The organism is Rossellomorea sp. DA94 (assembly GCF_029834455.1).
Lineage (GTDB): Bacteria > Bacillota > Bacilli > Bacillales > Bacillaceae_B > Rossellomorea > Rossellomorea vietnamensis.
Window position 1 is genome coordinate 781,278 of record NZ_CP122397.1, and the last position, 12,945, is coordinate 794,222.

Sequence of the window (12,945 nt, forward strand, 5' to 3'; positions counted from 1 at the left end):
GAAGCAAGGGGGCTCCCCTTGCTTCTTTTCTTCTATACGTTGGAAGCAGCAGAACCGTCCCCGTGCTTCCTTACTCTGGAAGTAACACTTCATCGATTACGTGAATGACGCCGTTTGATGCCTGGATGTCTGCTTGCACTACGTTGGCGTTGTTGACACGAACAGGGTTCAGTTTGATATCCACTGTCTTGTTGGCGAGTGTCTCAGCTTTTTGACTGTCTTTCAAATCTGTAGACATCACTTTACCTGAAAGGACGTGGTACAGAAGGATCTGCTTTAGATCTTCTCTGGCCAGTAGTTCTTCCGCTGTGATACCTAATTTCTTTAGAAGCTTTTCAAATGCAGCATCCGTCGGTGCGAATACCGTGTAAGGAGCTTCACCTTTCAATGTGTCCACAAGGCCTGCCTTTTCTAGAGCAGCCGCAAGGGTTTTGAACTGACCTGCTTCAACCGCCGTGTCGACGATATCCTTCGTGGCCGGTGTTCCACCTTCAACGGCCGATACGCCGTTTGAAAGGGTCAGGAACGCCATGAATACAACCATCATCAAAGCAAATGTTTTGTTTTTCATGATTCTACCTCCTGCTTTTTTATGTAAACATCTGTTTACTCAGAAAGTAGTATGTGCTGGTTTAGCAGGATTATCCATTCCTTTTTCAATCAAAAGTCTTAGAAATAGTTCAAACGAATACCGGAGCCATTTTTCTTTGATGAATACTAATATGAAGAAAAAGGAGAAACCATCATGATTAAAGGATTATACGAAGCACATTTACCTGTAAGTGATATGAGACAGTCCATCGAATTTTATCAGAAGCTCGGTTTGGAGCTGGCGTATGAGAGCGAGAGGGTTTCCTTTGTCTGGATTGAGAAAGGAAAGAGCTGGCTTGGATTGTGGGAGGCGGATCAAGTGAACATCCCGTATCATGCTTCCATCAGGCATATCGCCTTTCATGTTGAAGTGGGGGATATCGTAAAGGCGAAGGAATGGCTAAAAGAAAGAGGAGTCGAGGTGAGGGAAGCATTCGGATTTTCACCGGAACGGCAGCCGATTGTCCTTCCCAATAATCCGCAGGCCCATGCCTGTCTGTATTTCGATGATCCTGACGGAAATTCACTTGAATTCATTGCTCCGTTGCGATTGGATCATGAAGAGGCGTTTGAGATGATGACGCTTGAGGAGTGGAGGGACCGGGAGAAGTGAAGATGGAAGCACGGGGACGGTTCATGTGCTTCCTTTTTTGATGAACTAGGAGCAGAAGAACCGTCCCCGTGCTACCCCTATCTTAATTGTAACAAATAATTGCGAGAATTTTCAGTCTGTTATTCTGATTTTTTTTCTTTTATGATGTGATAGAACATAAAAGGGGGTATATGAATGATTTCCGGTTATGCTTCTTTTAATGGAACGAGTGACTATTTGAATAAGTTTTCTTTGCCTTGTCGAGAATCGTCCATGTTTTGCGCTCCTCCCATTGCGATGGGGACTCATCTGGGGGAGATGAATGAGGAAGACTCGGTGCTTTATCGAGAAGGGATTGAGTACGGGCTGCTGAATGGATTGAATTTCATCGATACCGCCATCAATTACCGAGGGATGCGATCTGAAAGGGATGTCGGCTATGTTTTAAAGTCTTTAATCAAGAGGGGATCAATTAAGCGGGAAGAAGTGATTGTATCAACCAAAGGAGGCATCATTCCAGGGGACATCGAGGCAAACTTGGTTCCCACGGATTTTTTACAAAAATTCTTGTTGGAAGGTGGGGTCGTTCAGGAGTCGGACGTGAATATCGTCGATACCCATCGGCATGTGTTAGCACCCGATTATTATCGATTTGCCATAGAAACCAGTAAGAAACATCTTCACCTGGAAACCATTGATCTCTACTATATCCATAACCCCGAAATCTCCATGATGGTCCTTGGACCCACTCTTTTTTATACGCAACTGGAAAAGTTATTTACCTTCTTTGAAAATCAAGTGCAACTCGGGAATATTAGGTATTATGGATTTGCTACCTGGTTTGGATTTCTCAAGGATCCAATGGAAAAGGGCTATCTTTCAATCGAAGAGGTTATAAATATAGCCAAAAAAGTGGCCGGGGAAGGACATCACTTCAAGTTCATCCAGTTTCCGCTGAATAAGCATATGAATGAAGGCATCCAAAAACAGAATCAAAAGGCAAATGGAAAGTGGTTGTCTGTCTTCGAAGCAGCGCATGAGCTGGGAATTTATTCTACCACCAGTGCTCCATTTTATCTGGGAAAGGCGTTCGATGGGGCAAGTGACGCCAGATCTATGTTAAGGGAGGTCACTTCAACCGAAGGTGTTTTCTCTACGATGGTGGGGATGAAAAAGATCGAACATATCAAGGAGAACATTCAAATCTTGTGAAGCACGGGGACGGTTCTCGTGTTTCTTTTTTTATGAGTTGGAAGCAAGAGAACCGTCCCTGTGCTCCTTAAACCACAAGCTCTTTTATCAATGAGAGGAAAGTGTAAAGGATAATCGAGAGAATTCCTTGGACAAGTAATGCAAGGAGAAATAGGATCTTTCGGACAAACCAGTTGTACTTTCCGATTTTCGTGTAAATGTAGTATCCGGAGCCAAGTAGCCCCTTTTGGAAGGTGTTCTGGATTTTTTGAAAGACGGTGGTAGCGGGACGATAAATGGACAGATCGTAGAAGTCCAGCATGGTCCTCTCTAAGAGGAGGATTGTGCAGCCATATGCGAACTGGATGGCCAGTACAGCACCAATGACCAATAAAATCAATTCTCCAATATCATCAGGCGTAAGAAACATAATATTTTCCTTTCTTTTTTCCCTTAGGATTCGTTTAAAATGATAGCCAATCAAGTACAACTACAATGATTTCATACAGGAAAATCGATAGGAATGCCTGAACAAGTAAACAACCCAGTAATAAGACCTTCCTCAGTATCCAATTGAATGTTGAAACTTTGGAGTAAAGCAGATACCCAAATCCAATGGTGGTCTTCTGAATAACGTTACTCATTCTTTGAAAGGGACTTTCAGTTTTTTCATAAGTGGAGATTGTGTAGAGATCCACCATGGTTTTTCCGAATAATAAAATCAGACAACCGAAACCGAGTTGTGTGAGTAAGATGGCAATCAATAGATACTTTATGAATTCAATGATTGTGGGAAGGATCAAGAGCATGTGCGTCTCCTTTTTAGAAGCATGGGAAGGTTGATTCGCTTCTTTTATATGAGTTGGAAGCGGGAGAACCGTCCCCGTTCTTCCCCTAGATCTCCTTTTCTAAGCAACTCTCTTTCTATCATACTCAAATTAACCACACGACAAAAGACCTCTATTAACGAAACTTTCCAATTCAGTTAAACGTATACATATATAAGAAAAAAACAGTGGTGAACATGAGGAGGCAGTTAAAATGGAATTGTATATCTTTCTAGCCATTTTCGGTTTATATGTGCTGATTTCCCTGTTGATCTTACCTATGCAATATCGCTTCTTGATCGCTTTAAAAGCTGAAGAGGAGAAGAACCGGTTAAAAGGAAAGAAACAGGGGGATATGTATGATGCCATGAACGTTAGTGAACTGAGCCTTCATTCCAATTTGCAGGGGAACCCGTTGTTTTTTCTGGCTAATCTGTTTGCTTCTATTATGTATAGGGTGAGGCATGGTGGGGGTGGGAAGTGAGTCATGACTTATAGGGGTTTTTTAGTGTTTAAAAGGTTTGGGTTCATAAAAATGGTGGTACAAAAGAATCATGAATAATTTCCTTTTTTTGTTATGGTCTCATTACTGAGTAGAATGATGAACAAAAGGGTGGTACGATATCAAAGGTGATTGGAATTTTATAGGTATTTTAGAGGATTAATTGGTAAGGGAGATGCCGAAATGGGACTCTACAATGAGTTAAATTACATTCAGAGTGTGATCCATTCCCAATCGAGCGATATTCAGGAAAAGATTTCGCGGTTGAGGGAAGCGAAGAACGCCATTTTGCATGAGCAAAGTCAACTACTTAGTGAAATTAAGCAAATCCAGCAGCCGGAATTACATAAAAGTTGGGCGGGCCCGAGGTCTGAAGAATATCAAACCGAACGGGATTCTGCCCTCCAAGCCATGAGGCAAATCGGACATGAAAACTATGACGAATATGTCAGTTCAATAGAATCAAAGATTCATGTATTGGAAGCTCAGCAGGGTGTTATGAGCTTCTATGGTCATTTGGCTAATGATGCAGAGCATTTACTTTCCAAAGGGGAAGATTTTTATGAGCAGGTTTCTCATAAAATCAGTGACTTGAAAGGGAGGTTGTTTTAGATGAATGTGAGTACGGGATCTGGAGGAGCATCAGCACAGCAAATAAAGCTCAACCATCATGCGGTCATGGCGAAATTGAATGAAGTAATGCACAATCTGGAGCGGCTACAGTTGAATCCACCTGCACAAGAGCAGTTGGGACGGAACAAGCTGCATTATACAGATGCATGGACCCAGCGTGAACAGAATATTCACCAGATATTGAAGGACTACATCGCCGTTGTTGAAAAGAATATACAAGATACAAAAGCGAATGTAGAAGCTTTAAAACAACAGGATGAAGCCGTAACCAAATCCTGAAAGAAAGGCAGACGCGACCATTGAAAGTATATGAAGCCCCTACTTTACTCGACGCAATGTCATCACGCCGACATGAATACGAAACATTAAGAGATCAACTGATAACACTTAAACACTCTTTTCAAGCCATTGTGGACCTAGACGATGAATTCCAGGGAAAGGGTGCCGATGCCATTAAAGGTTTCTACGGCGCTCAAATCGATGTCGTGGAGGTTTGGATTCAACTGGCTGAAAGGAACATCGCTTTCTTCGACGGCATTCATGGTGACGCCGATGACCGAAACCTTGGCAGGGAATTGGTGGAACTTCCATTCCTTGAGGGAGATCTTCGTCAAAGTGAGAGACGATCAGATGAAATGGTTGCTGCACAACAGCAGGAACTTCAAGGAATCCTCAATCGTATAAGCGATATCCATCCATTGAATGTCTTTTCGAGAGATCAATTTGATGCCCATATGGAAGACGCAAGGAGGAAGCGAGAAGAGACACTTGACGCCGTCAATCAATTTGATGAAGAATTAAAACGGGAATATCTTCATTTAGAAACCAGTGAACAGGTACTCACAGGTCTCATGAAGGAGTTAATGGAGTCGTCCACGCAGGACAGTCACATATCACCGCTTTATTTCAATGCGGCAGCTTATTACTCCAGTGATGCCTATCAGCTGACAGATGATATTACAGCAGAGACAGAGTCTTATTTGAAATTCAAGGAAGCACAGGAACAGGCAAGAGAGCCCAAGCCCCTTCCGGAAGAAGAAGTCAATGAGAATCCGTTCATGGAATCCCTTAACAGCTTTAAGGAAATCGGACAGGATCTCTGGGCCGGGTTGGAGAAGCGAAATGAAGAGAAGTTTGACTCCGTCTATGATTTTGGAAACTATATAACCGCTGGCGGCCTTGATTTAGGCAAAGGCTTTATGAGTGGTCTGAATGAAAGAGCGGAGGTAGCAACTGAATCCGGCTCTGACTTTATCAACTACCTGACAATGGGTGGGGTGGACCTTTTCAACGGGGCAGTCAATCCAGAAGACACCTACTCGAAAGAACACTGGATGAATAGCTTTGGCCTGGCAGCACTTCTTGTCGGAGGTGCAAAACCCGGGCTAAAAGTGAAAGGTGGCACGAATATACCAACTCCTGCACCTAGGACCGTTCCTAAGGTTTCATTGACTCATAGATGGGATCAGATCCGTTTAGGGATTGATGATTTTTATAACCGACCTATGGTAGTTGCTGATAATGGGATGTTGGTTGGTGGAGAGCCTGGGTGGAGTCGGTTTTCTGTGGAGAGGACGGTTAAGGAGAATAAGGTAAGTACTGGTGATAGGGTTGGTGCTAAGGGTATGGCAGAAGCTGCTAACCTGTGGAGAAAGTCTACATGCACTAATGATGAGTTGTATAATTATTTATTGAAGAATGTAGACATAAATGTAGCAAATAAATTCTTAAAAGAAGGTAAATGGCCAGCCGGTATTCAAATACCAAAGAATTCATCAGTATTACATCCTGAAGGCTCAATTAATTGGAGTAAAGCTGCTGAAGGAGGTTATACATTAAACGTTGATGGTACTGCAATAAAAGAACAGTTCACTCCAGAGATGCGAGAAGTAATTGATAGGTATGGAAATCCTAATGGTAGATATACATCTCCTGTAATTAATGGAGAATCGTATTTATATACAGAACGTTCATTACCGTATGTAGAAGACTTATCGAATTATCATCAATATGAAATTAAGGGAGATTTCAACAAAATTAAAGATTATGTTGATAAATGCCCAGATAAAAAGTTGAAAACTGAGATTGAAGCTACAGTAAGAAAGTATTATAAGGGTGACTATAGCAGGCTTGTATCATATAAAGGAAATGCGGCAGCTGTAGAAGGCTGGGGAAAAGGAGGAGCCGTTCAATACGAATTTAGTCTTACGGTAGGACAATTAGAAAGATTAGGCTTGCTTAAGGAAATTAAATAGGAGGACAACTATGAATATAAAAGAGGCAATGAGGATTATACATGATGAAAATTTACAAGGTTACAATATGAATGAACTAAGGGATAATAGAGAAAATGAAGTTGTGTTAAGGCATGAAAATGATAAATGGATTGTTTATGTAACAGATGAAAGGGCCAGCAAAGTTACAAATTCACAAGATACCTATACAGATGAAAAAGAAGCATTAACTGATTTTATTGATAGATTAAGGGCTGATAAAGTATTAAGAGAGCTATAAAGTTCCTCGAGTCAACTGAAGAACTATCATCACGGATAACTAAAAAACAGCCTGTTTGGAATTTTCTCCAAACAGGCTGTTTTCAATACGTTCTATGCTTAGATAGTGGAGAAATGGAAGAATCCACAGTTTAAAAGTGTGCTGAAGACATTAGGTTTTTTTAACATAATGAAGTAGTGTGTTGTCCATTTGTCTTTTTCTTTTGCATAGTATATTAGGGAGTGTGAAATTTGAACATCGATGGTATATATCATTTCATTGAGACGGAATTTAAAGTAATTAAAAATGAAAAAGATTTTATTTGCGTCGCTCCAGCAAGTGAAGGGGATTATCCTGAAACAACTGTCAAATTAACTTTAAATGAAGGAATGGATCTTTATGAGCTTTTTGAAGTTAACGAAGGAAAAGAATACAAAGTAGCTGAATTTACAGATAAATATAAATCCATCATAGCTTTATATTTCTTTTCAAAGAGTAAATTAGAAGATAGAAAATATAATATCGATGGTCACATTGCGGTTGAAAATGCAGCATCACTAAACGATTTTCAAAAGATGTTAAAAATTTTTTTAGATGACAACTATTATTCACTATTAAAAATGGTGCCTGATAAAATAATATTAGAGAAAAGTACGAATGATAAGTACAATGTTCTTTTCTTAGGAAAGCGTGATTCTAAGACGTACATTACTAAATCTAGAAACTTGAATCCTGCAGCTATTGTTCTATGCAATTTTTCTTCTAAACTTAGACAATTTTATGGACTTATTGAGAAGACTGAAGTGAAAGATGATAGTGATTTTATTGAAACGTTAAAAGAGTTATATCTGTTGGGGTAGAGAATGCAATATTTTCATTTGTTGCGATGGAATATGGAATAGGAAATAAGAGGAACGGGGCCATGAGTAGGCCTGGACGGTTCTGAGCTAGTGGAGTGGGAGGGAAAGAGTAGATATGACTCAGTGGAAAGGCTTGTTAATAGAAATAGAAAAAATTGAAGGGGCATATGGACGTTCTCTTAGAGATCCAGCATCAGATACAGAAATAATTAAAATGAATCATACCATTCAGAAGAAACTAGGAAACATCATAATACCCGATCCATATATTGGATTTTTGAAAGAAGTAAATGGGTTAGACTTTAATGGATTAGTAATGTATGGTGTTGATGAAGATCTACTTGAAAAGGAAATAGATGAAGAAATACATGGTTTTATTGAAACAAACGAACTTTGGTATGAAAATGAGTGGCAAAAGCAATATTTATTTTTGGGAGATTCTGATACAGCATGGTATTGTTATGCCCCAAAAGAGAATGAATATGTAGAACTCGATAATCCCTCAGGAACTTTAATTCAATCATTTAAAAGCTTTGATGCCATGTTAAGTGATGCACTTGAAACAATTATATAGTAAGGAAACTCTTTGTATGAAATTTTTTGGTGAAGCACGGGGACGGTTCTCGTGCTTCTTTTTTTGATGAGGAAGTAACAGAACCGTCCCCATGCCTCACAAAATAATGATAAGAGGTAAGAGCAGAGGCTGCGAGGCTTCTGCTCTTTTTCTAGTTCTGTGCAGAAAAATCTTCACTAAATTACGAGATTGTCAGATAAATAAGGGATTTTGTAATACAATTAATGTACAAATCTTTTATGAGTAACGGAGTTAGGCAGAGGGAATAGAGAACGACAAAATAATGTAATGAGGTGCTGAAATGAACGGATTACGTGTCACCATGGCTGTCGTGGCCATCATTTTCACCTTACTCATGGCCATAATAACGCCTGTAGCATGGGTTGGATTATTGATCGTGGGATTTGGTTTATACCAAACTTCTCAAAAGAGGACGTCCTTTAGGAAGCCAATCTGGTTGATGACAATCGGGATCCTGGTGGTCATCACCGGGGGCTGTGCAGCTCCTTCAGATCAAGTGGATAAAGCGGCCACTGAGAAGGTTGAGAAGGAAGCCGACCAACAGGCGAAGGCAGAGGAAGAAAAGAAGGCAGCTGAAGAGAAGAAAGCCAAGGAAGAAGAGAAGAAACTGGCTGAAGAAAAGGCGGCAAAGGAAAAAGCGGAAGCGGAGAAAGACCAGCAAGAGCTTGCCGATACATTCGGATTGGAAGAAGTGCTGGTTACCCGCGTGGTGGACGGTGATACCGTCGAATTGAAGGATGGAAGAAAAGTACGATTGATCGGCGTCAACACTCCCGAGTCCACAACGAGAACAGAAGAGTACGGCAAAGAAGCCAGCAACTATACGACCGAAAAGCTGGAAGGCAAAACGGTCTGGCTCCAAAAGGATGTGTCCGAGACGGACCGATACAACCGTTCCTTGCGCTTGATCTGGCTTGAAATCCCTAAAGATGACATGGACGAAGAAGAAATCCGGACCAAGATGTTCAATGCCGACCTGGTATTAAACGGATATGCAGAGCCGTCCACCTACCACCCGGATGTGAAATACAGCGACTACTTCGTGAAATTCGCCCGGGAAGCAAGGGAGAACGAAATGGGTCTCTGGTCTTACGGTGAAAATGGTACCACCAAAGGGGATCTGGATGCCAAGGAAGAAAAGAAAACAACGACAACATCTAATTCCAGCTCCAGTGCCACAACGGAAGAACCGGCAGCTACCCCTGAACAAGAGTATTATCAAAACTGTACCGAACTGAGAAAAGTCTATCCGGATGGAGTCCCTTCCAATCATCCAGCATATGCACGGAAACATGATCGGGATAAAGATGACTGGGCGTGTGAGAGATAAGAAAGAGTATGGGCCATTCCTCTTGTGAGGGAATGACTTTTTATGTGTCAAAAATACTGGAACTTATCCCCATCTCAATCGTATATAAAGGAGAGAATAAAATGGGGGGCACTACTATGAAACAGCTTTACATCAAACAAAAAGTATTCAGTCTCAGCGAAAAATTCACCGTAAAGGACCAGGATGAGAAGGACGTCTATTATGTCGAGGGAAGCTTCATGAAGGTCCCGAAGACGTTCTCCATCATGAATCAAGATCGTGATAAAGTAGCCCTGATCACGAAGAAGGTGTTAAGCTTTCTACCGACATTTTTTGTCGAGGTGAATGGTGAAGAGGTCGTGACAATCAAGAAGGAATTATCCTTTCTGAAGGCTAAGTATTCCATAGATGCGGCAGATATCGAAGTGGAAGGAAACTGGATGGATATGGACTTTCAGGTGTTACATCAGGGGAGAGTCGTAGGCGAAGTAGGGAAGGAATGGTTCAGTTGGGGCGACAGCTACAGGGTACAGATCCTGGAGGAAGAAATGGAGACCATTATTCTTGCCCTTGTGATTGCGATTGATTGTGTGAAGGCGGATCAGGCGAATAATACTGCAACGTTTTAAGGAGAAGCACGGGGACGGTTCCCGTGCTTCTTTATGTAATCTCCGAAATTTAACAAAGAAACCTATATTAAAATAAGTAACGTCACTCCTCTCTCTTTGCAATAAGTAACTAGCAGTAATAAAGAATAAAATCCCGAAGAAGAATGAAAATGACAGAACTTTCTGTTCTCCAAATTTTGTGATACGCTTTCTAATACACTTTTAGATATAAAAACAGACGATCATGTAGATTAATGTATAAGGTTAGGGTTAGTTTACCTTTTGTTCTTTTATCAACAAAAGGAAATCGACAAATTTTATAGAATTATAGTAGAATTATATTAGTGGTAAAAAATGAGGAAACGTTTCCATAAGGATGTGTCAGTTTTGGTAACAATAAAGGAAGTTGCAAAAGAAGCTAATGTTTCAATCTCCACTGTATCAAGAGTGCTTAATAAGAGCGGGTATACAAGTGAAAAAACGAAAGAAAAGGTTCTTGATGCAGTTAAGAAGCTGAACTACCAAGGGAGTCTGGTAGCTGCTGCAATGAAGAAGAAACAAACATTAACTCTTGGTTTAATCATACCTGATATAAAGAATATTTTTTATTCAGATCTGACTAGAACAATAGAGGATCGAGCAAATAGTCATGGATTTAACATCTTTTTATGTAATACAGATAACAATTTGCAGAAAGAAGCAGAGTATATACACCTACTGATTGCTAAAGGAGTCGATGGAATCATCTTTTCATCTCCAGAGGCTGATGATGGAAATATAGAAGAATTGAAGGAAAACTATCCTGAGCTGCCAGTCGTCATATTAGGGGGGAAATTCCCGAAATTAATTCTAAATGAAATCATAGTTGATAATGTTGATGGTGCCTATAAAGCGATGAGACATCTTCTGGATTTAGGGCATAAGGATATTGCCTTTATCGGTGGGGATCCTGAAACTTACGCATCCATCGAAAGGCACCAAGGATACAAGTTAGCCTTGAATGAAAGGGACGTTCCTATAAAGGACGATTATGTGATTTTTGACAAGTTTTATATTGAAAGCGGTTATAAAAATGCAATGAGATTTTTGCAAAAAAATGACAGGCCATCGGCAATCTTTGCGGTTAGCGACAGTGTGGCGGTTGGTGTCTACAAAGCTGCAAGGGAGCTGAATATTAGAATCCCCGAGCAATTGTCAGTTGTTGGTTTTGATGATTCTCAATATGCGGAAATTTTATACCCTATGCTTACGACTATACGAACACCAATTAAAGAAATGGGTCAAAGGGCGATCGAAATCATGGTGAAAGCAATAAAGGAAAAACAAATAATCAAAGAAACTGTCCTCTTTTATCCGACTCTTATTGAAAGGGAGTCAACAATGGAGATAGAAGCAAATGATTAAAAGACATTTGGAGATTCAGGATAAATGAATATAATTTTATAAATTTTCAAAAAAATCATTGAAAGTGGTTTACTAAGTATGTATAATTTGATTTAAATAAGTGGAAACGTTTCCATATTATTTAAATCATTTTTTTTGGATCAATAAGTATTATCCACTCAACTTAACTAAACATCAAAGTGTTTGTGCTATTATCAGCTCCAGAATGACCCAATTTTATGTGTGTAAAGCTGCAAGAAGCCTTATAAACAACGTTTTCATTTTCTGAATGGTATCCAACTCGTAAATTAAAAATGAAATAGGTTTCTAGGAGGTTTTGTGGAAACGTTTCCAGAAATAGTCTTTTGCAAGATTTATTTATTCTCTTACAGATCATGTAAATCTAATCTAATTGAATGGATTAACATTAAATCTCATTTAAGGTATCCAACTCAATAACAACGATGAAAGGGGATTGGAATGTACGACTACAACATATTTATTCAAGGGTTTCCCGGGAAGTCATCCACTCATGGGGGGCTTGGGTGGAGTACAGTCACGTTATTGTCCCGCAATGACCAACACATTATTATCGATGTCGGCAGCTTCGGTGTCAGGCCTTTACTATTAGATAAGCTCGAAGCCAGAGGTTTATCTCCAAGTGACATCTCTCTGGTTTTATTGACACATACGCATTGGGATCATTGTGTTAATTGGACTATGTTCCCCAACGCTACCATTGTTGTAGGGCAGGTGGATATGGATTGGGCAATAAACGAACCACCTGGAGGTTGGCATGTTCCTGAATTGTATGTGAGAGAATTAAATTCTTCTTCACAAATAAGGTTGGTCAACGATCTTGAAGAAATTGTTCCTGGCATTGTGGCGCATCAAACGAAAGGACATTCACCAGGTCATTTGACGTACACCGTAGACAATGGTGATTATGATCTGATATTTAGCGGGGATGCTGCTAAGAATAGGGCGGAGCTTTTATCAAGAAACGTCGATATGACACTGAATCTCTCAGATAGCCAGCATTCTATCGATTACTTATGGAGTTTATGGAAAAAAAAGGATAACAGTATTTTAGTACCCGGACATGATATACCTTTGAAACTGGTTAACGGGGAACCTGTTTATGTTCATGAAAGAGAAGCAGACTTACAATACTGGTTTTCTGATACATTGGAGGATTATACAACGATTGAATTGGCAGAGGAGTCAAAGTTAGCAAAACAGTCCAAGTAGGATTACCTTAACTTCTTTAACTGTCCAAGAGATATTTACAAATAAATGAAAAGGCTTACATTGTTTGTGTTTTCGTAAGTTAGCAGTTTAGCAGTTTTACATTTTTGTAG

The 12,945-nt window shown here is 40.1% G+C and carries 16 protein-coding genes; 13 read left to right on the forward strand and 3 right to left on the reverse strand.

Annotated features, from left to right (window positions below; translation table 11 throughout):
- Positions 1 to 70: 70 nt before the first annotated feature.
- Positions 71 to 571 carry a fasciclin domain-containing protein gene (locus tag P8596_RS04125; protein ID WP_279726030.1) on the reverse strand — a complete coding sequence of 167 codons (501 nt, stop codon included), beginning with the start codon at positions 569 to 571 and terminating at the stop codon, positions 71 to 73.
- 174 nt (positions 572 to 745) lie between these two features.
- Here P8596_RS04125 and P8596_RS04130 point away from each other — a divergent pair, with 174 nt between their 5' ends.
- Together P8596_RS04130 and P8596_RS04135 are read left to right on the forward strand one after the other, a co-directional pair.
- Complete coding sequence (locus tag P8596_RS04130) at positions 746 to 1,204, forward strand: VOC family protein (protein ID WP_224521208.1); 459 nt, start codon at positions 746 to 748, stop codon at positions 1,202 to 1,204.
- Positions 1,205 to 1,378: 174 nt separating this feature from the next.
- A complete protein-coding gene (locus P8596_RS04135; protein ID WP_279726031.1) occupies positions 1,379 to 2,395 on the forward strand; it encodes an aldo/keto reductase in 1,017 nt (338 codons plus the stop codon).
- Between the two features lie 67 nt (positions 2,396 to 2,462).
- Here P8596_RS04135 and P8596_RS04140 read toward each other — a convergent pair whose 3' ends face one another.
- Together P8596_RS04140 and P8596_RS04145 are read right to left on the reverse strand one after the other, a co-directional pair.
- The gene (locus P8596_RS04140) at positions 2,463 to 2,804 is read right to left on the reverse strand and encodes a hypothetical protein (RefSeq protein WP_279726032.1); all 342 of its coding nucleotides are present in this window, start codon (positions 2,802 to 2,804) and stop codon (positions 2,463 to 2,465) included.
- A gap of 34 nt (positions 2,805 to 2,838) precedes the next feature.
- The gene (locus tag P8596_RS04145; protein ID WP_279726033.1) at positions 2,839 to 3,183 is read right to left on the reverse strand and encodes a hypothetical protein; all 345 of its coding nucleotides are present in this window, start codon (positions 3,181 to 3,183) and stop codon (positions 2,839 to 2,841) included.
- A gap of 232 nt (positions 3,184 to 3,415) precedes the next feature.
- Between P8596_RS04145 and P8596_RS04150 the strand changes: the two genes are divergently transcribed.
- The 11 genes from P8596_RS04150 to P8596_RS04200 all read left to right on the forward strand — a co-directional run bounded on the left by P8596_RS04150 (position 3,416) and on the right by P8596_RS04200 (position 12,835).
- Positions 3,416 to 3,685 (forward strand): DUF3949 domain-containing protein, encoded by a 270-nt coding sequence (locus tag P8596_RS04150; RefSeq protein WP_279726034.1) that lies wholly within the window; start codon positions 3,416 to 3,418, stop codon positions 3,683 to 3,685.
- Between the two features lie 201 nt (positions 3,686 to 3,886).
- Positions 3,887 to 4,315 (forward strand): YwqH-like family protein, encoded by a 429-nt coding sequence (locus P8596_RS04155; protein WP_224521198.1) that lies wholly within the window; start codon positions 3,887 to 3,889, stop codon positions 4,313 to 4,315.
- Positions 4,316 to 4,615, forward strand: coding sequence for a DUF5344 family protein (locus P8596_RS04160; protein ID WP_279726035.1), 300 nt, complete (start codon positions 4,316 to 4,318; stop codon positions 4,613 to 4,615). It begins immediately after the preceding gene.
- Positions 4,616 to 4,635: 20 nt separating this feature from the next.
- Positions 4,636 to 6,591, forward strand: coding sequence for a T7SS effector LXG polymorphic toxin (locus tag P8596_RS04165; RefSeq protein WP_279726036.1), 1,956 nt, complete (start codon positions 4,636 to 4,638; stop codon positions 6,589 to 6,591).
- Between the two features lie 10 nt (positions 6,592 to 6,601).
- Positions 6,602 to 6,850, forward strand: coding sequence for an Imm59 family immunity protein (locus P8596_RS04170; RefSeq protein ID WP_224521195.1), 249 nt, complete (start codon positions 6,602 to 6,604; stop codon positions 6,848 to 6,850).
- A 230-nt stretch (positions 6,851 to 7,080) separates the two neighbouring features.
- Complete coding sequence (locus P8596_RS04175) at positions 7,081 to 7,689, forward strand: hypothetical protein (protein WP_279726038.1); 609 nt, start codon at positions 7,081 to 7,083, stop codon at positions 7,687 to 7,689.
- 115 nt (positions 7,690 to 7,804) lie between these two features.
- Entirely contained in the window at positions 7,805 to 8,263 is a 459-nt protein-coding gene (locus P8596_RS04180; RefSeq protein WP_279726039.1) for a YrhA family protein, read from the forward strand.
- 301 nt (positions 8,264 to 8,564) lie between these two features.
- Positions 8,565 to 9,614 (forward strand): thermonuclease family protein, encoded by a 1,050-nt coding sequence (locus P8596_RS04185; protein ID WP_279726040.1) that lies wholly within the window; start codon positions 8,565 to 8,567, stop codon positions 9,612 to 9,614.
- A gap of 116 nt (positions 9,615 to 9,730) precedes the next feature.
- Entirely contained in the window at positions 9,731 to 10,222 is a 492-nt protein-coding gene (locus tag P8596_RS04190) for an LURP-one-related/scramblase family protein (RefSeq protein WP_279726042.1), read from the forward strand.
- Between the two features lie 366 nt (positions 10,223 to 10,588).
- Positions 10,589 to 11,605 (forward strand): LacI family DNA-binding transcriptional regulator, encoded by a 1,017-nt coding sequence (locus P8596_RS04195; protein ID WP_279726043.1) that lies wholly within the window; start codon positions 10,589 to 10,591, stop codon positions 11,603 to 11,605.
- 459 nt (positions 11,606 to 12,064) lie between these two features.
- Positions 12,065 to 12,835: an MBL fold metallo-hydrolase gene (locus P8596_RS04200; protein ID WP_279726044.1), complete on the forward strand. Its 771-nt coding sequence runs from the start codon at positions 12,065 to 12,067 to the stop codon at positions 12,833 to 12,835.
- The last annotated feature ends 110 nt before the right edge of the window (positions 12,836 to 12,945 follow it).